Source organism: Rhodoferax sp. (assembly GCF_023700745.1).
GTDB lineage: Bacteria > Pseudomonadota > Gammaproteobacteria > Burkholderiales > Burkholderiaceae_C > Rhodoferax.
In genome coordinates, this window is sequence record NZ_JAMPYG010000012.1 from 41,441 (window position 1) to 61,410 (window position 19,970).

Annotated in this window: 14 protein-coding genes; 8 read left to right on the plus strand and 6 right to left on the minus strand. The window is 58.9% G+C overall.

What is annotated here, in order from left to right; all coding sequences use genetic code 11:
* Nucleotides 1-13: 13 nt before the first annotated feature.
* Together NDJ10_RS10615 and NDJ10_RS10620 are read right to left on the minus strand one after the other, a co-directional pair.
* A complete protein-coding gene (locus tag NDJ10_RS10615; RefSeq protein WP_296161961.1) occupies nucleotides 14-331 on the minus strand; it encodes an AzlD domain-containing protein in 318 nt (105 codons plus the stop codon).
* Entirely contained in the window at nucleotides 328-1,029 is a 702-nt protein-coding gene (locus tag NDJ10_RS10620; protein WP_296161964.1) for an AzlC family ABC transporter permease, read from the minus strand. Before NDJ10_RS10620 ends, NDJ10_RS10615 begins: the two co-directional genes overlap by 4 nt.
* 111 nt (nucleotides 1,030-1,140) lie before the next feature.
* Here NDJ10_RS10620 and NDJ10_RS10625 point away from each other — a divergent pair, with 111 nt between their 5' ends.
* Genes NDJ10_RS10625 through NDJ10_RS10635 form a run of 3 tightly spaced genes read left to right on the plus strand, consistent with a single transcriptional unit; the run spans nucleotide 1,141 to nucleotide 8,065 of the window.
* Complete coding sequence (locus tag NDJ10_RS10625; protein WP_296161966.1) at nucleotides 1,141-1,836, plus strand: histidine phosphatase family protein; 696 nt, start codon at nucleotides 1,141-1,143, stop codon at nucleotides 1,834-1,836.
* Nucleotides 1,833-6,890 (plus strand): PAS domain S-box protein, encoded by a 5,058-nt coding sequence (locus NDJ10_RS10630; RefSeq protein ID WP_296161968.1) that lies wholly within the window; start codon nucleotides 1,833-1,835, stop codon nucleotides 6,888-6,890. The genes NDJ10_RS10625 and NDJ10_RS10630 overlap by 4 nt, the downstream gene beginning before the upstream one ends.
* Before the next feature lie 8 nt (nucleotides 6,891-6,898).
* Nucleotides 6,899-8,065 (plus strand): two-component system response regulator, encoded by a 1,167-nt coding sequence (locus NDJ10_RS10635; RefSeq protein ID WP_296161970.1) that lies wholly within the window; start codon nucleotides 6,899-6,901, stop codon nucleotides 8,063-8,065.
* A 97-nt stretch (nucleotides 8,066-8,162) separates the two neighbouring features.
* On the opposite strand, the gene modC is transcribed toward NDJ10_RS10635, so the two are convergent.
* Genes modC through NDJ10_RS10655 form a run of 4 tightly spaced genes read right to left on the minus strand, consistent with a single transcriptional unit; the run spans nucleotide 8,163 to nucleotide 11,879 of the window.
* Nucleotides 8,163-9,227, minus strand: a complete 1,065-nt coding sequence (gene modC, locus NDJ10_RS10640) for a molybdenum ABC transporter ATP-binding protein (RefSeq protein ID WP_296161973.1) — start codon at nucleotides 9,225-9,227, stop codon at nucleotides 8,163-8,165.
* A gap of 18 nt (nucleotides 9,228-9,245) precedes the next feature.
* Nucleotides 9,246-9,944 carry a molybdate ABC transporter permease subunit gene (gene modB / locus NDJ10_RS10645; RefSeq protein ID WP_296161976.1) on the minus strand — a complete coding sequence of 233 codons (699 nt, stop codon included), beginning with the start codon at nucleotides 9,942-9,944 and terminating at the stop codon, nucleotides 9,246-9,248.
* The gene (modA, locus tag NDJ10_RS10650) at nucleotides 9,941-10,717 is read right to left on the minus strand and encodes a molybdate ABC transporter substrate-binding protein (RefSeq protein WP_296161979.1); all 777 of its coding nucleotides are present in this window, start codon (nucleotides 10,715-10,717) and stop codon (nucleotides 9,941-9,943) included. Before modA ends, modB begins: the two co-directional genes overlap by 4 nt.
* Before the next feature lie 37 nt (nucleotides 10,718-10,754).
* Nucleotides 10,755-11,879 carry a helix-turn-helix domain-containing protein gene (locus NDJ10_RS10655; RefSeq protein ID WP_296161982.1) on the minus strand — a complete coding sequence of 375 codons (1,125 nt, stop codon included), beginning with the start codon at nucleotides 11,877-11,879 and terminating at the stop codon, nucleotides 10,755-10,757.
* Between the two features lie 105 nt (nucleotides 11,880-11,984).
* On the opposite strand from NDJ10_RS10655, the gene NDJ10_RS10660 reads away from it, so the two are divergent.
* The 5 genes from NDJ10_RS10660 (at nucleotide 11,985) to NDJ10_RS10680 (ending at nucleotide 19,900) form a co-directional block, all read left to right on the plus strand.
* Complete coding sequence (locus NDJ10_RS10660; RefSeq protein WP_296161984.1) at nucleotides 11,985-13,751, plus strand: ATP-binding protein; 1,767 nt, start codon at nucleotides 11,985-11,987, stop codon at nucleotides 13,749-13,751.
* 9 nt (nucleotides 13,752-13,760) lie between these two features.
* Entirely contained in the window at nucleotides 13,761-15,137 is a 1,377-nt protein-coding gene (locus NDJ10_RS10665; RefSeq protein WP_296161987.1) for a sigma-54 dependent transcriptional regulator, read from the plus strand.
* 228 nt (nucleotides 15,138-15,365) lie between these two features.
* Nucleotides 15,366-17,285: a hypothetical protein gene (locus NDJ10_RS10670; RefSeq protein WP_296161989.1), complete on the plus strand. Its 1,920-nt coding sequence runs from the start codon at nucleotides 15,366-15,368 to the stop codon at nucleotides 17,283-17,285.
* A gap of 218 nt (nucleotides 17,286-17,503) precedes the next feature.
* Entirely contained in the window at nucleotides 17,504-17,977 is a 474-nt protein-coding gene (locus tag NDJ10_RS10675) for a 4Fe-4S dicluster domain-containing protein (RefSeq protein ID WP_296161991.1), read from the plus strand.
* Between the two features lie 69 nt (nucleotides 17,978-18,046).
* A complete protein-coding gene (locus NDJ10_RS10680) occupies nucleotides 18,047-19,900 on the plus strand; it encodes an aldehyde ferredoxin oxidoreductase family protein (protein ID WP_296161993.1) in 1,854 nt (617 codons plus the stop codon).
* Nucleotides 19,901-19,970 lie beyond the last annotated feature (70 nt).

Here is a 19,970-nt window from a genome sequence, read left to right on the forward strand (position 1 = left end):
GTTCTCACGGGCCTCAGTTGCGTAGTAGCACATACAACATCGTGCCCGTCAAAATACTCAGCAAGGGGTGTTTTTTCCACCATTGCAAGGCCACGACGGTGGCCGCCGCCGCCGCTTCTGCCCAAGGGCCGGACGGATTTTGGCGGGCACTGCCGACCAGCGTGTGCAACAGCAACAGCGCCATGATGGCCAGTGGCAAAAAGCGTCCCAGCTGTTGCACCAGCGGGTGACTTTGCAGCCAGCGCGCCGCCAGAAAGGGCAGGGCGCGCAGACCAAATGTGACCACGGCCATGGCTGCGATCGCACCAATGGCATACGTAATGTCGATCATGGTGTGACCTCGCTGGCAGCCGGCTTGCGCCAGAACAGTCCGGCCAGCACGCTCAGGCCAATGGCGCTCAACAGGGCGTGTTGCGGCAGCAGCGCCCAGGCGACCGCATAACTCACCACGGCCACCCACAGCGGTGCGGCTGAGTCAGCATGGCGCCACTGTTCCACCGCGAGCACGGCAAACAGGGCCGCCAGCGCAAAGTCCAGCCCCACCAGTGAAATTTGCGCCTGCGCCCCGATCACGGCGCCCAACAAAGTGCCCAACACCCACCAGCCCTGGTTGAGCAAGGCGACGGTGACCATCTGGCGCGTGCGGGTGCCCGGCGGCAGCGTGGTCAGCACCGAATAGGTCTCATCGGTCAGGGCAAACACCAGATACCAGCGTGCCCAGGGTTTCACAGGGAGCTTGTCCAGCAGAGACAAACCATAAAACACGTGACGTAAGTTCACCACCAGGGTGGCCAGGGCGATGGAGGCCACGGGCAGTCCCGCGGCCAGCATCGGCACCATCATGAACTGCGCTGCACCGGCAAACACAAAAACACTGGCCAGGAGCGCCAGCCACCACGGTGCGCCCGCCTGCACAAACAAAAAGCCGAACACCATGCCCAGCGGCACATAACCCATGGCCACCGGCACCGAGAGTGACAATACTGAAATGGGGCGGCTGGGCGGGCTGGGAGCGGGTGTGGCGGACATGATGCTTGGCGAGTCGGTGCGGTCAGAAGACCGGGATTGTGACAGCCTGTATTTTTGCCACCTCGCGTGCGAGGCGCCGTTGGCACTGACTTTTGGTGATAAATTTGGGTCATGATGATTATTCGCAGTACCCGCGTGGCATTTTTATGTGCCTCGCTGCTGTCGGTGGTGGCGCTTCTGACGGCACCAGTCCACGCCGCGGACGCCAAGCAGGCACCGCTTGTGGCTACCGGAACCCAATTCATTGAACGCGCGGCCACCGCAAAGACCCTGGCGCAGCTGCGTCAGGGCGGTTATGCCCTGTATCTGCGTCACGCCAGCACCGACAACAACCAGCCCGACCGCCTGCCGACGGTGGATCTGATGGATTGCAGCACCCAGCGACCGTTGACCGCTGAGGGACGCGCCCAGGCGGCCCACGTTGGGCGCGCCATCCGGGCGGCACGCATTCCCATCAAAAACATCCACATCAGCCCGCTGTGCCGCGTCAGGGACACGGCCAGAGCAGCGTTTCCTGGCCGCAAGGTCCTGGTGGACGGGCTGCTCATGTACACCGGCAACATGACCGAGGCCCAGAAGGCCCCCATTGTTGCCAACACCCGGCAGCTGCTGTCCAGGCCGGTGGCCTTGGGCAGCAACCGCCTGGTGATTGCCCACGCGCCCAATTTGATGGACTTGATGGGCTACTTTCCCAAAGAGGCCACGCTGGTGGTGTTTCGCCCCCGGGGCGAAGCCGGGTTTGATTATGTGGCGAGCATCCCGCTCGATTTGTGGGCAGAGCTGTTACCCCCAGGGGCTATCAAATGACAAACCATGCAAGGGGTGATCCGCATCGCAGCGGGCAACCCACTGTGACCAGCAAAGGCCGGGTCTCGCCGATATTTTTGGTGTTTGTCCTGCCCGTGCTGCTGGTCATGCTGGTTGCGGGGGCTATTGTTTTTTCTTCGGTCAACAGCATCCAGAGCGAATACCGCCTGATTGCGGCAGCGCAGGCAGCAGACACGGAAAGGCTGGCCGCTGCCACCCGCTTTAATCAGGATCTGGCGGCGATTCAGAAGTTGGTGACCACGACTCTGGAGCAGGCCGCCAGCGGGGGCATCGACCAGGGCCAGGTCTATCGTGTTCACTCGGCGGTCGTTAACTTGCTGGCCGGTCTGGAGTCCCGTCTGCTTGATCTGGAGAGCCTGCAAGAGCTTAATGAAGCGGTCGTGGAAGCGCGCCGGGACTTTCTGGTGTACCGCGACCTGATTGTCACGGCCACCGATCTGGCAGCCATTGACCCGATGAGTGCCATGCGGCAGGCTTTCCAGGCCGGGCAGAGTTATGTGGCCTTCAGCGAGCATACGCACAGCATTGCCACCCGCGCAACCGAGGGCATGGCCCGGCGCGCTGACGCGCAGGCGCAGTCGTTTGAAAAATATGTCACTGAGATGCTGCTCACTGCCGCGCTGTTGCTGGTGGCCTTGCTGCTGTTGTGGTTCTTCATTGCGCGCCAGATGCTGCAGCGGGTGTCGGTGTTGTCGAAGGCCATGCAGGAGATGACTCGCCGAGAGTTGTCGGCCGGTGCCAGCGCTGAAATCGAGCGTATCAGCCAGGACAAGCGCAGTGTGCTGCGCGACATGGCCAGCGCGGTGCTGGCGTTTCGCGATGCGGTCAAGGACCGCGCGCACGCGCAGGCCGACCTGGGCGAACGCATCAAGGAGTTGTCATGCCTGTATGACGTCTCTGGATTGATGGAGCGTGATGATCTGACTGAACCGGACCTGCTGATGGCCTTGGTCGGGCGCTTGCCGGCGGCCATGCGTTATCCCGATCTGGCCGCCGCGTGCATTGGGTCAACGACTGGTTTGATCGGTGATACGGCTGTCATGGAGCAGACGCAATTTTTGTCAGTGTCGTTTGGTGGCGCCGATGGTGTGGCACTGCATGAATTGCGGGTGGCTTACCTGGGAGCTTTGCCTACAGATGCGGGGGCGCCTTTTCTGGCCGAAGAGCAGACGTTGCTGGATGCCATTCGCGTGCGCTTGAACAAGACGCTCGGGCTGCGCCGCGCGCGTGCCAGTGAAGCGGAGACGCAGGCCTTGATGAACGCCATCTTCGCGCAGGCCGCCAACGCCATCAACCTGATCGAGGTGCAGACCCTGCGCATCGTCCAGGTCAATGCGGCCAGCTCGCGCATTTTGGGCTACAGCCGCGACGAGTTGCTGCAGATGACACTGCACGACTACCAGTCTGCGGACGATGACGAAGGCTTGCAGGAACGGGTCAACAAGGCGGTGGCGGCAGGCGGCGCCAGTTTTGACAATGTCTACCGCTGTAAAGATGGCCGCCGGATTGATGTACATATCAAAGCCAGCCTGATTCGACAGCACGGGGTGGATTACATGGTGGTCTTGTGGGACGACATCACCGAGTCCAAAAAAGCCGAGCTGGCCCTGCGCAAGCTCAGCACAGCCGTGGAACAGAGCCCGCATGCGGTGGTGATTACCGACATCGATGCACGAATTGAATACGTCAACGATGCCTTTGTCAGGCTGACCGGTTTCAGTCGCGACCAGGTCATGGGTCAGAATCCGCGCCTGTTGAGCTCGGGCAAAACGCCACCGGAAGTCTATCTGGGTATGTGGCAGACGCTGACTGGCGGTCAGACCTGGAGTGGCAAGTTCATCAACCGCACCCGTGACGGGTACGAACGCACCGAGGCCGCCATCATCACGCCACTGCGCGATATCCATGGCCGCATCTGCAACTATGTGGCGGTCAAGGAGGACATCACCGAGCGCCAGCGCAGCGAGGACGAGCTGCGCAAGCTGTACCTGGCCGTGGAGCAAAGCCCGGAAAGCATCGTTATTACCAATACCTCGGCTGAAATCGAGTACGTCAACCAGGCATTTATTCACGCCACCGGCTACAGCCGTGAGGAAGCACTGGGGCTGAATCCGCGGGTGCTCAAGTCGGGCAAGACCCCGCCGGCGACCTACCAGGAGATGTGGGACGCACTGACCCGCGGTGACACCTGGAGCGGCATTTTGTTCAACCGTCGCAAGGACGGCAGCGAGTACGAGGAGCAGGCCACCATCACGCCGGTGCGCCAGGCCGACGGTCATGTCAGTCATTATCTGGCGATCAAGGAAAACGTGACCGAAAAGCGCCGTATGACCGATGAGCTGGCGCAATACCGTAGGAACCTGGAGCAACTCGTCGCTGTCCGCACGGCCGAGCTGACCGAGGTGTACGAGTCGCTGCGGGTAGCGGGCGAAGAGCAAATGGCGATTTTTGAAACCGCCACCTCGGGCATGGCCCTGATCAAGGACCGGATCTTTGTGCGCACCAACAAGCGCCTGTGTGAATTGTTCGGCTGGATGGAGGGGGCCATGGTCGGTCAGCCCACGGCCATCTGGTATCCCGATGCCGAAGCAGCACGGCAGGGTAGCGAGCCGGTGTATGAGCAAATCTGGAAAGGGAAGGCGCATCGCCGCGAGCAGCAGTTGATGCGCAGGGATGGCAGCCTGTTCTGGGCCCGCCTGACCGGCCGGGCGGTCGATGTGAATTTTCCAGACATGGGCACGGTGTGGGTGGTTGATGATATTTCAGACGAACGGTCGAGCGCCCAAGCCATGCGCCAAGCCAAGGAGCTGGCTGAAGACGCGGCTCGCACCAAGGCCAATTTCCTGGCCAACATGAGCCATGAAATCCGTACCCCCATGAATGCCGTGATTGGTATGACGCATTTGATGCTGAAGACCGAGCTGCTACCGCGCCAGCGTGACTACATGAAAAAGATCATGGACTCGGGCCAGCATTTGCTGGGCATCATCAATGACATTCTGGATGTGTCCAAGATTGAGGCCGGCAAGCTCGCCATTGAACACATTGATTTCGATCTGGAAAAATTGCTGGCCAATGTGAGCAACCTGATTTCTGAAAAAGTCGCGGCCAAGGGGCTGGAATTCATCATTGACGTTGACCGTAATGTGCCCAATAACCTGGTGGGTGACCCGCTGCGTTTGAGCCAGGTGCTCATCAACTATACCAACAACGCGGTGAAGTTCACTGCCAAGGGCGAGGTGGATGTGGTAGTGCGTGTGCGCAAGCAAACCGAGCAAGAGGTACTGTTGTATTTTGCGGTACGCGATACCGGCATCGGCTTGACGCCAGAACAATGCAGCAAGTTGTTCCAGTCCTTCCAGCAGGCCGACAGTTCCACCACGCGCGAGTTTGGTGGCACTGGTCTGGGCCTGGCGATCAGCAAAAAATTGGTTGACATGATGCAGGGCGAAGTGGGTGTGGAAAGCGTGTCCGGGCAGGGCAGTATTTTCTGGTTTACCGCACGCCTGGGCTTGGGCCTGGCCGCACCGCGCCAGCGCATTCTGAATGCCGATCTGCAAGGCCATCGGGCGCTGGTGGTGGACGACAACGAGAGTGCCAGGGTGGTGCTGTGTGACATGCTTGAGGGCATGGGTCTGGTGGTTGAAGAGTCCGAGAACGGCCCGGCGGCGATTCATGCGGTGGATCAGGCTGAACTGCGCAACCAGCCTTTTGACTTTGTTTTCCTGGACTGGCAAATGCCCGACATGAATGGCATCGAGGCGGCCCGGCGTTTGCGTGCGCGGCCGTTGAAGCGCGTCCCCAACATGGTGATGGTGACCGCTTTTGGCCGTGAAGAGGTGCTCAAGGAGGCGAGCGAAGCCGGGGTGCGGGATGTGTTGATCAAGCCGGTGAGTGCGTCCATGCTGTTCGATTGCGTCATGAGCATGCTCGGTCAGACCCCCGGGGGACGGCGCAGCAGCGCCGAAATCCCCAGCTTGAGTGCAGAAAACCTGGCCAGCATCAAGGGTGCGCGTATTTTGCTGGTGGAAGACAACGACCTGAACCAGGAGGTCGCGACCGAACTGTTACGCGATGCTGGCTTTATTGTGGATGTGGCCGACAACGGTGAAATTGCCCTGAAAAAAGTGCAGCAAGCCAGCTTTGACCTGGTGCTGATGGACATGCAAATGCCGGTGATGGACGGCCTGACGGCCACCCGTGAAATCCGCAAACTGCCCGACTTTGCTGCGCTGCCGATCGTTGCCATGACGGCCAATGTGCAGGCGAGTGACCGCCTGCGTTGTTCAGAGGCCGGCATGAACGACCATCTGGCCAAGCCCATTGACCCCGAGTTGTTGTGGCAATGCCTGTTGCGCTGGATCCCGCCGCGTGCCAGCCGGTCAACCGGGGCCGATCCTGCAGCGGCTGGCAGCACCGCGCCCCAGGACACCGACCAGACGATACCCGAGCACATTGCCGGGTTGGACACCCAGGCCGGACTGCGGCGGGTGCTGGGCAAAAAACCACTCTACCTGTCGATGCTGCGGCGCTTTGTGGCCGGTCAGAAAACCGTCGTGACCCAATTGCTGGCGGCCTTGGCGCAGGACGATCTGAAAACGACCGAGCGCCTGGCCCATACCACCAAGAGCACGGCGGGCAGCATTGGCGCGCTTGAGGTCCAGGCGCTTGCGGCCGAGGTTGAACATGGGCTGGCGCATGGTGCGGCCCGCCCGACGCTGTTGGCCCAGGTGCGGGCCCTGGAGCTGCCGCTGGCGGCCTTGATCAACGCACTGGAGCAGGCCTTGCCAGAGGAGGCGGTTCATGCCAAAGTGAGCGTGGATCCGGTCAAGCTCAAGGAGGTTTGCGACCGTTTGGCGTCCTTGCTTGCCTATGACGACGCGTCGGCGGTTGATGTTGTCGACGACCAAGCCGATTTGCTTAACATGGCCTTCCCAACACATTACCCCGCCTTGGAAAACGCGGTAAAAATGTTCGACTTTGAAGTGGCACTGCAGACGCTTAAAGACGCTCTTACCACGCTTCCCACTTAGCCATTCCCATGAATCCAATCGACTTCACTCAAAAACCCACCATCCTGGTGGTTGATGACACGCCCGACAACCTGTCCCTGGTCAGCAGCCTGCTGCGCGACGATTACATCGTGCGGGTGGCCAACAACGGCGAGAAGGCCTTGCGCATTGCCACGTCAGAGCAAGCCCCCGATCTGATCCTGCTGGACATCATGATGCCGGGCATGGATGGTTACGAGGTTTGCAAGCGTCTCAAGGATGACCCCAGGTCACGTGACATCCGGGTCATTTTCCTGACTGCCAAGTCCGAGGTGGAAGACGAGCGCAAGGGCTTCAAGCTGGGCGCAGTGGACTACATTACCAAGCCCATCAGTCCACCGATCTTGCAGGAGCGCATCAAGACCCATCTGTCGCTCAAAGCCGCAGCCGATTTTCTGCGCGATAAAAATATTTACCTCGAACAGGAGGTGGCGCGGCCCACCCAGGAGCTGACCACGATTCAGGAGGTGACCATTCTGGCAATGGCTTCGCTGGCGGAAACACGTGACAGCGATACCGGCAACCACATCCGACGCACCCAGTTTTATGTGAAGGCGCTGGCGAAGCAACTGCAAAACCACCCCCGGTTCAAGCATTACCTGACCGATGCCAACATTGCCATGCTGTTCAAGTCCGCGCCCCTGCACGACATTGGCAAGGTGGGGATTCCCGACCGCATTTTGCTCAAGCCCGGACGTTTTGAGCCGGAAGAGTTCGAGATCATGAAGCGTCACACTATCTTGGGGCGTGAAGCCATTGAACACGCCGAAAAATCGCTCGGCATTGAAGTCGATTTTCTGCGCACCGCCAAAGAAATTGCCATGTCGCACCAAGAGAAGTGGGATGGCAGTGGCTACCCCGAGGCGCTCAAGGGCGATGCCATTCCCATCAGCGCTCGCTTGATGGCGCTGGCCGATGTCTATGACGCACTGATCAGCCGCCGCGTGTACAAGGAGGGCATGCCGCACGCCAAGGCGGTGGCGATCATCGTTGAGTCCAGAGGCAGTCATCTCGACCCCGATCTCGTCGATGCTTTCCTGTCCATTCAGGACGAATTCCAGGCGATTGCTGCGCGTTTTGTTGACAGCGACCAGGATTTGCAACGTAAGGCGGCAAGCCTGGCCTTGATGCAAGCTGCCGATAATTCACCGGCCTGAGACATCAGCTGAATGGGTTGAAAACGGCACAGCAGTCCGACGCATTGGTACATGATGCTGATACTGGGCTTGTCCCATCGTTTGCCTATAGGGCATTTCAATCCATCAAGGCCACAGACTTGATCAAGGCAAAAGCCTGCATGCCACTGGTCAGTCCCAGCATATGACAGGAATAACGTGTGATCTCTGCCAGCAGCGCCTGACCATCGGCCAGCTGACACACCACCGTGGCGCGGCCCGTGGCGCCGGGGTGGATGGCTGCGATGGTAATGGGTAACTGATTCAGAATGCTCAGGCCTTGCGGCTGTACCGTGGCCAGGCTCACATCACGCGCCAGCACGCGCAGGCGCGAGGCCGAAGGCCTGGCACCGGGGGCCAAGCTCAGGCGCAAGCGCAAGGTGGTATTGCCAAAGGAAGCCAGGCCGTGTTCGTCGGTGCCCAGCAGGCTGCCCTGTAACACGCTGACTGGACCTTCTTCGTCAAACAAAGGTGAGTCGGGTCTGGCCAGGGCATCATGCAATGCCTCGATCCGTTCGATGCGGCCGTCCGCCATGAAGATCACCCGGCTGGCCAGGCGTTCCACTTCGAGCGGTGCATGGGTGATGTACAGCACCGGCAGCCCGGATTCCTGCGCCAGCGCGTCAATCAGCGCCAGCAACTCGGTCTTGGCACGCCAGTCGAGTGCCGACAGTGGCTCGTCCATGCACAGCAGGCGGGGTTGTGACAGCAGCGCGCGCGCGATGGCCACACGCTGGCGCTCACCGCCCGAGAGCGTGCTCACCGCCTGGTCAAGCAATGGACTGATCCCCACCCGCGCGGCAATTTTTGTCAGCGCGTCTGCCGGAGCTGCAGGGGCACGCTGGCAGGCGAAGTCCAGGTTGCCGCGCACATTCAGATGGGGAAAAAGTGCTGCTTCCTGAAAAACAAAGCCGATATGGCGCTGCGTGGCGGGCAGGCGCCAGGCCTGGTTTTGCCAGGTCTCGCCTTTGAAGCGCAGTGTTCCACGGGTGTCTGCGTCGAGTCCGGCCATCGCCCGCAGCAGGGTGCTTTTGCCCGAGCCGGAGCGCCCAAACAGCACGCTGACGCCTTGTGCCGGAAAGGAAAAAGCGCCGCTTTGCAGCTCAAAGTTGCCCTTCTTTAGGGTGAGGTTGCCTTCAATCATGGGGTGGCTCAGCGTGGCTTAGCGGGGTTTAAGCGGGCTCATCACGCGCTGGTTGATGGCGTAAAAAAGCAGCAGTGTCAGGAATGAAAAACCCAGCAAGACGGCCGAGAGCCGGTGTGCTGCAGCGTACTCAAGCGCTTGGGAGTGGTCGTAAATGGCCATCGACACCACCCGCGTCTCCCCCGCAATGCTGCCGCCCAGCATGGCAATCACGCCAAACTCACCCACGGTGTGGGCAAAGGTGATGACCACAGCGGTCAGGATGCCGCTGCGTGACAGTGGCAACACCACATGGAAGAAGCGGTCGAGCGCGTTGGCGCGCAGCGTGGCGGCGGCATCGAGCAGGCGACTGTCAATGGCCGCAAAGGCATCACGCAAGGGTTGTACCGCAAAGGGCAGCGAGTAAATCACCGAGCCCACCAGAATGCCCCAGAAGCTGAAGGCCAGGTGATGCAAGCCCAGTCGCTCCAGTGTGCCGCCCACCGCGCCTTGCGGTCCGAGCACGATCAGCAGATAAAAACCAATCACGGTGGGTGGTAACACCAGCGGCAGCGACACCAGCGCCGCCACGCTGTTGACCCAGCAACTGCGGCTGTGCGCCAGCCACCAGGCCAGCGGTGCCGAGAGCAGCAGCAGGATCAGCGTGGTCAAGCCCGCCAGCTTGGCGGTAAGCCAAATCGCTTGCCATTCACCCGGGGTCATGCCGGCGAGGTTCATGGCCTGGCCTCGTGGGGCAATGAAAAACCGTAGCGCGCCATGACTTGGCGCGCCTCGGGCGTCCGCATGAACTGGGCGAAAGCCCTGGCGGCGGTGTTGTTGCGGCCGTAATGTGTGATGGCATAGGCTTGCTCCAGCGCTTGGTGGGTATTGGCCGGGATCAGGTAATAGCCGCTTTTGGCTTTGAGCGTGTCGTTCATGGCCAGTGACAGGGCGATGATGCCGATCTCGGCGGCCTGGGTGTCAATGAGTTGTGCCGTGTGCGAAATGTTTTCACCAAACACCAGCTTGTTTTGTAACACGGTCCACAGTCCGGCGTGTTCCAGCGCCTCCCTGGCGCGCGCACCATAGGGGGCATGCGCCGGCGCGGCAATGGCAATCTTGCGGAATTCGGGTTGGGTCAGGCTCTGCAGGCTGAGTTTGCTGGCATCGACTTTGGCGCTCCAAAGTACGATTCGGCCGAAAGCGTAGGTGGTGACGGGGGCCAGCGCCTTGCCGCTGGCAACAAGTCTTTTCGGGTAATTCACATCGGCTGAGAAAAAAATGTCAAATGGCGCGCCGTTTTCAATTTGCTGCATGAACTTGCCCGAGGAGCCCATGACCAGCTCAAGCTGGTGTGTCGGGTTGTTTTTTTGAAAGAGGGGCAGAAGTTCATTCAATGCAAAGCGCAAGTCCGCGGCAGCAGCCACCCGGGCGGTCTCGGCCAGGCCAAGGGAACTTGCGGTGAGTGCAAGAATGGCAAGTACCAGTTTCAACAGGGGTTGGGATTTCAAGAACGTACCTTTGGATAGGGCCTGAGTGCCGAGGATGTCAGGACGGTTTGTGTCCCAGCTTGCGGTACAGCGTGGCACGGCTGATCCCCAGGGTGCGGGCGGCCTGGCCGACGTTACCACGGGCATCGTCCACCGCCTTGCGGATCATGTCGGCCTCCATGTCGCGCAGCGCCCGTGCGGGTGCGGCGCCGGCTTGCAGCGTGCGGGTTTCGTCGGCAGGGGTGATGGCCAGTGCTTGCAGGCGCAGGCCGCTCCAGAGCGGTAATTCAATCGGGTTGCCAGGTCGTTTGGCAGCATCAAACAAAGGTTCAAACGGCAGGCCAAAAACTTCACTGACGTGTACTGTTGCCTGGCCGGGTCCTGCCAAGCCCGGCACCATCTGGCGTGCCACCGGGTTGGCCCCGGTGATCCAACCCTCGCAGTCGAGGCACAACATGCCGTCGGCATCACTGCCCAGGGCGTTGCCGGGCCAGTTCAAGCGCAGCAACAGGGCGTGGGGCAGGGCGGTGATCAGTGCGTTTTCAATCTTGCTGGCCGACTGCATGACCAGGTGCTTGAGTTCCGGGCGCTCCTGCGCATCGACTCCGGTGACATCCAGCATGCCCACGCACGCGCCATCGGGTCCAAACAGGGGTGCACCAGCGCAGCTGTAAACCGACGTGGTCTCAAAAAAATGCTCGCCACGGTGCAACCAGACCGGTTGCAGTTCGGCAAGCGCCGTGCCAATGGCGGTGGTGCCAATGCTGTGCTCGGACAGGTCGGTGCCGACCCGGGTGATCTGGTGCGCCCGTGGGTCAGCGTGGTCAATGGCGCCGCAGGCATCGACCACCACCCCGTCGGCATTGGTCAGGATGGCAAAGTAGCGGGTGTTGACAATGGCGCGTGCCAGGTTTTGCAGCATCGGCTGGGCCGCTTCAATCAATTGGTGGTTGGCTTCCAGGGTATAGCGCAGCATGGGCGCCGTGATTTGTGCAAAACTGACATTGCAGCTGGGTTCCAGGCCCAGTTTCAGACAGCGTTGCCAGGAACGTTCGACCCACGGAGCCACCCAGCCAGCACCTAAAGAACCGCCCTCGTGCATCAGGCGTTGGCGTGCCTGGGCAATGCGTGCCAGGCGGTTGGGCGATGCCTCGGTATGGGGGCTTGGGTTGGCGGTGTTCATGGTCCGGTCGGTAGGTGTCTGAATTTATCGCATTTTGGGTGAAGGGGTGTGTCTATACTTGCCAGGATGTTCAGATGCAGGTACACCTTATAAGTGAAATCCAATGTGAGTATTTCCTCGCCGCGCCGCGTCAAGGCCACGTTGATGTGGCCATTTGCGATGGTTTTGACCTTCATTTTGACGGCTTTTGTCACAACGGCTTATTTTTTGCAGGTTCAGGTGCGCGATCGGGCCTTGTCTGGGCGGGTTGCCGCCGTGGCCAAGTTGGTGGATCAAAAACTGGACAAGGACACCAACCTGATGCGTGCTGTGCTGCATACCATGCAAGGCATCCCGGCGATTGGGGCTGCGTTTGCCGCCCAGGACCGGGACGCCTTGTTGCGCGAAGCCGGTCCGTTGTTTCAAACCCTGCGCTCCGAGCACCGGATCACGCACCTGTATTTCAATAACCCTGAACTGGTCAATCTGGTACGTTTGCATAGTCCGGATGAGTTTGGGGATCAAATCATGCGCACCACCGTGACCCAGGCGCGCAGCCAGAACAAGATCACGCATGGTTTGGAACTCGGCGCTTTGGGCACCTTGACCCTGCGTGTGGTCGCCCCTTGGCCCAGTGCCGGCGGGGTGTCGGGTTATGTCGAAATGGGCGAAGAAATAGGGCACCTGGTGCAGGAAATTCATGACAGTTTGTCGGTGGATCTGCTGGTGCTGGTGGACAAGCAGTTATTGCCAGCCCAACAGTTTGAGCACGGCCTGGCCATGCTCGAGCGCCAGGGGAACTGGGATCGGTTTACCCAGCAAGTCATGGTGGCGTATACCAAGGCGGATATACCTGTTGCCATGAATGATGCGGTATTGGCCGCCTTGCGTATGGGGGAGTCGCAAGTGTTCTCAGACAACAGGCAAACGTTGCATCTGGCCATGTTGCCATTGCTTGACTCCAACGGCCAGCGCATTGGCGACATGGTGGTGATGCGCGACATTACCGGTTTGGAGGGAACCTTTCAACGTTCCATCACCATGGTGACTTTTTTGAGCCTGTTGGTAGGCGCTTTTGTGTTGGGGCTTTTTTATTTTGCGTTGGATCGGGTGGAACGCGATTACCAGCGTCAGCATGATCTGGAGCATCAGTTGTTGCGACTGGACACTGAGCATGCGCGCATCCTGCAGATTGAAAAGCTGTCAGCGCTGGGTACCATGGTGGGTGAAATTGCACATCAACTCAATAACCCATTAGTGGGGGTGGTGAACCTGGCGCAATTGGCACAGCGCGAAGCCAATAACCCGGCCCGCACGCGTGAACTGCTGGCTGAGATTCGACACGCTGGGCAAGACTGCCATACCTTCATCGCTTCGATGTTGCGCTTCGCCAAAGTGTCCAAGTTTGATTGCCATTCGACCGACATGGTGCAAGTGGTCAACGAGACAGTGCTCATGTTTCGGCAGACCATACGGCAGCAGATTCTGGTCGAGTTGGTGCTCCCCGATCAGCCCGTGATCTTGATGGCAGACCCTATCTTGCTGCGCCATGCGCTTTTTAATTTGCTGGCCAATGCAGCCCAGGCCACGGAGGGTGATGGGGCCATCGTGATCAGCTTGCAGGCCCAACCACACCCTGAGACGGGCGCCCCCGGGTGGCGGCTTGCCGTGCGCGACCATGGCAAAGGCATCGCCCCGGAGATACTGGACAAGGTGTTCACCCCCTTTTTTACCACCCGGCACGAAGGCACGGGTCTCGGCTTGCCGGTGGTGCAACATGTGGCCTTGTTGCACCAGGGTTTTGTCAGCGTTGAAAATTTACCGGAGGGTGGCACGCAATTTGCGATTTGGTTGCTGCAATCCAATCCCGGCCCTCTTCAACACACCACCTGAATGTTGCCCATGTTGCCCAAGATTCTGGTTGTCGATGACGACCGCTATACCCGAACGTTGATTGAGCAAATGCTGGGGAATAGCGCGCAAGTGCATCTCGCGTCTGACGGTGACGCCGCGCGCGAGTTGTTTGCCGTGCATGACTTTAATCTGGTGCTGATGGATCAGCGTTTGCCCAGGCACCAGGGCCTGGATTTGTTGCGCGAGTTTCGTGCCCAGCGGCCACGCATGGTGGCCATCCTGATGACCGGTTTTGCCGATGTGCGCGACGCCGTGGCCGCCGTGCGAGAGGGCTTGTTCGATTACCTGACCAAGCCTTTTGAAGACCTGGAAGCACTGGAGGCGGTGATCGGCAAGGCGCTTGAAATTGACGCGGCCTACCGTGAAATTGACAGCCTGCGCAGCCGCCTGGCAAAGACCTCCGGTGCGCCCATGGTGGTAGGGCAGTCAGCCGCCATGGCGCGTTTGCTGGGTCAGATTCAGCAAGTGGCGGGGCTGGATACCACGGTGCTGCTGGAGGGCGAAAGCGGCACCGGCAAAGACGTGATGGCCAAGCTGATCCATGCCCATAGCCAGCGTGCCGACCAGGCGTTCCTGGAGGTGAATTGCGGCGGCTTGCCCGAGTCTTTGCTCGAAAGCCTGCTGTTCGGCTATGAAAAAGGCGCATTCACTGGTGCTGCTCAGGCCAGTGCCGGTTACTTTGAAAAAGCCAACGGCGGCAATCTGTTCCTGGATGAAATTGCCGACATGAGTCCCAAACTGCAAAGCAGTTTGTTGCGCGTGCTGCAGGACCATAGTTTTTGCCGCATTGGCAGCACCCAGCCGCGTAGCACAGACTTTCGCCTGATTTGCGCCACCAATCGCTCCCTGGCGGGCGAGGTCAAAGCGGGGCGTTTTCGAGAGGATTTGTATTACCGCATCAATGTCGTGGCCATGCAGTTGCCGCCGCTGCGTGAGCGCGAGGGTGACATTTTTCGTCTGGCAGTGCATTTTCTGGAGTTTTTCAATGCCAAATTTGGCAAGCAATGTGGCCCTTTTAGCCCCGCTGCGCTGGCTTCCCTGGAGGCCCATCCCTGGCCAGGCAATGTGCGTGAGTTGCGGCACTGTATCGAGCGTGTGGTTGCATTGCAGTCTGGGGGCGTGATTGACGCTGTTCACCTCTGTCCCAGTTGTAGCCCGTTTGCTGTGTCCGATACCCATGCTTTGATTCCACCAGCCTACGAACTGGCCTACCAGGAAGCCCGCGCGGGTTTTGAACAAGGGTATTTGAAGGGACTGCTTGCAGCGGCAAGCGGTAATGTTTCCGAAGCTGCCCGTTTGAGTGGCATTCCGCGGCAGAACTTGTATGTCAGGATGAAGCGCTGGGGAATCGTCACTGAAACATGACACTTGTCGCAATTATTTGACAGTCACTCAGACTTTTCCCGTTATTTTGCGGCCATCTTTGGCCTTCAATTTTTGCTGTTCCAATAAATCTATCTCTGTATGCCCATGTAAATGAAGGTTTATTTTTCATGGACTTTGGTTCCTTCGGAGATATGACCTGCCACAGATTGAGTGGCACGAAGATTGCCTTGATAGGTGAAGTTTATTCACTCGATCAAGGAGATCATGATGCGAAAGACAGTTGTTGGGAGCCTGTTGGCCCTGGCTGCGACGTTTTTGATTTATGGCTGTACGCCAACCGAAATCAAAAGCGTCGCCAATGCGCCGGTAGCGGGGGTTGTTGAAGACGGCAGCAAGGAGACTTTTAAAAAGGTTCCCGATGCCACGGTGTGGTTGATCCCGTCGTCCGACGTGGTGGCTATGGGCAAGACGCCCATTGAGATCAAGAAGGACGCCAAAAACGACGAGCCTCTCGAAGATAACCTGGCCGCAAACCGCGACCGTTACCTCAAAGCCAAAACGGATGCCAAAGGCGAGTTTAAGTTTGCCAACGTCCCGGCGGGCAAGTATTTTGTTTACGTGGAACCCGCCAACAGCAAGTATCTGCCGGGTGGCGACAAGTCACGCAAGGCGATGACCAGCGATGAATTGTCCAAGGCTCCGTTGAAGATCAAGGTCTCTGGTAACACGCCAGTGGGTGCAACTTACATCGGCAGTTCAGCCTGTATTGAATGCCACGATGACCAGAAGCACTTCACCAAAACACTGCACCGCCTGGGCATTACCGTGATCGGCAAGCCCAGCAAGCTGCAGGATTTTTCAAACTTCCCGGATTTCAACAAGGGTTTGAACAAGCTCATGGCCGGCACCAAGTTCTGGTTCCATGGCTATGACCCCAAGCGGGGCTTTGACAAGTACCTGATCAGCACCAAGGCCCCGGCCGACGCTGCCAGCGTCAGCTTTACGGCCGCGTTTTTCAAGGATAAGGACGGTTCGCTGAAGTTCCGCGCCGAAAACGCGAAAAACCCACAGGATCCAGCGCGCATCTATCCGGTTGAAATGACCTATGGTGGCGGTGTTTACAAGCAGCGCTACCTGGTGCGCGTGGGTGCCAACCTGTTCCCGTTTGTTCAGTTCAACCAGAACGGCGACGATTCTTTTGCTGACCGCAGTCGCAAAGAATGGCGTGATTACCATGCCGACTGGTTCTACAACGAAAAAACCAATCTGCTGGCCAATCCGCCACAAGCCAAGTCTTTTGACAAGGAATGTGCCTCTTGCCATGCCAACGGTTACACGCTGACCAAAACAGCTGCCGGTGATTACAAGGCCGGTGCCAGCAACGACCGCAATGGTGAGATTGACATTGATGGCGACGGCAAACCCAACGAAATCAATATGGGCTGCGAGACCTGCCATGGCCCCGGCTCGGTGCACAACGCCGCCAAGGAAGTCGACATGCCGTCCACCATTGTCAGCCCTAACAAGCTGGCTGCCGAGCGGGCCTCGATGATCTGCGGCCAGTGCCATAGCCGGCCTCAAGGTCACCTGAACAACGACCAGCCGGTCAACAAGGACAACAAGATGATGTTGCCGGGAATGTCCCGCAATGTGTACCTGAACGAGTACACGACACGTGAGGATGCAGCCAAGGGTGATTATTGGGCCGACGGACTCCATTCCAAATCGCATCACCAGCAGTACACCGACTTCATCAAGTCAGCCAAGTACCGCAACGGCACGCAGCTGGTGGCCTGTTCTGATTGCCACGATACCCATGGCACGGCCAAGTTCGAGCATCAGATGAAGACAGACAACAAATCGTCCGAGTCCTGCACCAGTTGCCACGTCAACAGCACCGATCTGAAAAAGCACCTGGCAGACAAAGCCAAATGTACGGTTGATCCAGTCAAGATTACCTGCGCCAGTTGCCACGTCACCAAAACCATGCAAACCGGCTCTGGTTTTGGCAAGGGCTTGACGGCTGCGGATGGCAAGAACTACTGGACCAACGACATCAGCTCGCACATCTATGACGTGCCGCGCAAGGACAATGTGGGCGTGAAAGGTGTGGCACCCGGTTCAGCTATGCCGATCCCTTACACCAATGCGTGTGGTGCGGCCTGCCATGATGTCAAAAAACTTTAACTGAGTTTTCTCTTCTGAAAAACGCCGGCGAGTCCGGCGTTTTTTATTTGCAGGTTGTCTCAATTTGAGAATTTGTGGTTTTTACATTTATCCGATTAGGGTTGTCCCTAGGTCGTATTTTTTGCGAAACTTTAACAATGGCTATGTAACTGATTTCATAAGAACAGCATTGCAGTTGTTCATCGCAGTTTCATTCATTACCCACAGGAGACCTACACATGCAAAAGGTGTTGCACATCAATGCAGACAAATGCACCGGCTGTCTGCAGTGCGAAATGGCCTGTTCTTTCGAGAACTACGGCACCTTCGCCACCGCTAAATCGCGCATCAAGGTGTTTAATTTTCACCACACGGGCAAGAAAGTACCCTACACCTGCACTCAGTGTGACGAAGCCTGGTGCCTGCATGCGTGCCCGGTCGAAGCCATCACGGTGGACAAGGTCACCGGTGCCAAAGTGGTGAATGAGGCTACCTGTGTTGGCTGCAAGGTCTGCACCATTGCCTGCCCGTTTGGCACCATCAATTACGTCCAGGAAACCGGTAAGGTGCAAAAGTGTGACCTCTGCGGTGGCGAGCCTGCCTGCGCCGATGCCTGCCCAACTGGTGCCATCACCTTCATCGATGCCAACTGGACCGGTTTGGGCAAGATGGAACAGTGGGCAGACAAATTGGGTAACCAGGCGGCGGTTTAAACAACTTTGGGCATCAGATCACCTTGCGCAGCAAACGTGCTCTGACCCCAACACTTCAGGAGAACGAACATGTCATGGGCAGGAAAAATCCTCCGCGTTAACTTGACCGCGGGTACCGTCAAGTCAGAACCCCTCAATATGGAATGGGCGCAAGCCTACATCGGCTCGCGTGGCCTGGGGACCAAGTACCTGGTCGAAGAAGTCAACGCCACCGTGGACCCACTTTCAAGCGAGAACAAGATCATCTGGGCCACCGGCCCGTTGACCGGCACCATGGCCTCGACCGGTGGCCGCTACACCGTCATTACCAAAGGCCCGTTGACCGGCGCCATTGCCTGCTCCAATTCCGGCGGCTACTGGGGCGCCGAGCTCAAGATGGCTGGCTGGGACATGGTTATTTTCGAAGGCAAGTCGGCCAAGCCGGTTTACCTCTACGTCAACGATGATCTGGCCGAATTGCGTGATGCTGCCCACCTGTGGGGCAAGAGCGTCTGGGAAACAGAAGAGATGATCAAAAAGGGTCTGCAAGACCCGCTGGCCCGCGTGTCCAGCATCGGCAAGGCAGGTGAAAACGGCGTGCTGTTTGCGGCTGTGGTCAACGACCTGCACCGTGCGGCGGGCCGCTCCGGTGTTGGCGCCGTCATGGGCAGCAAAAACCTCAAGGCGATCGCCGTGCGCGGGACCAAGGGCGTGGGCAACATCCGTGATCCGAAAGCCTTCATGGCCGCTACCAAAGCCGCCAAGAAGGTGCTGGCTGACAATGGCGTCACAGGCACCGGTTTGCCCGCCATGGGCACCCAGGTGCTGATGAGCGTGATCAACGAGGTGGGCGCCTTGCCGACCCGCAACCATCGCGACAACCAGTTTGAGGGCGCCATGGACATCGGTGCCGAAGCCATGGCCACGCCGCGCAAGACCGATGGTAAAAAACATCTGGTCACCAATCAGGCGTGTTTTGGCTGCACCATCGCCTGCGGTCGCATCAGCAAGATGGATGAAAGCCACTTCACCATCGAGAACAAGCCGCAATACCGCGGTGCCAACGGTGGTCTCGAATACGAAGCGGCCTGGGCACTCGGTGCCGCCAATGGCGTCAACGACCTCGAATGCCTGCAATACGCCAACCTGTTGTGCAACGAAGAAGGCATTGACCCGATCAGCTTTGGCGCCACCGTGGGCGCGGTCATGGAACTCTACGGCATGGGTGTGCTGAGCAAGGAGCAGATTGGCATCGAAGCGCCGTTCGGTTCGGCCCGTGCGCTGGCTTTTTTGGCCGAGGAAACCGTCAATGGCCGCGGCTTTGGCAAGGAAATTGGTCAGGGTTCCAAACGCCTGACGGCCAAATACGGTCACCCCGAGCTCAGCATGTCATCCAAGGGCCAGGAATTCCCCGCTTACGACGGTCGTGCCATTCAGGGCATCGGCCTGGCCTATGCCACCAGTAACCGGGGCGGCTGCCACTTGCGCGGCTACACCATTGCGTCCGAAATTCTGGGCATTCCGGTCAAGACCGATCCGCTTGAATCGCAGGGCAAGCCCGAGCTGGTCAAGGCCTTTCAGGATGCCACGGCGGCGTTTGATTCGTCGGGCCTGTGCATTTTCACCACCTTTGCCTGGGGCCTGCAGGACCTCTCACCGCAGATGCAGGGCGCTTGCGGCGAGCAGTACACGATTGAAGAACTGGCCAAGATCGGTGAGCGCATCTGGAACATGGAGCGAGAGTTCAACAACCGTGCCGGCTTTACCAAGGCCGACGACAGCCTGCCGCCGCGTCTGACCTCGGTCGAAGGTGCCTGCAAAACCGGCCCAGCCACCGGCAAGTTCAATGAACTCGCCACCATGCTGCCGCTGTACTACGAAGCCCGTGGCTGGGACCCTGAAGGCCGCCCCACCGCAGCCACCAAAGCGCGACTGAGCCTGTAAAGTTCGCTTGGCGTCATTGCGAGGAGCGCAGCGACGCGGCAATCCAGGAAGTCATGGATTGCCGCGCTTC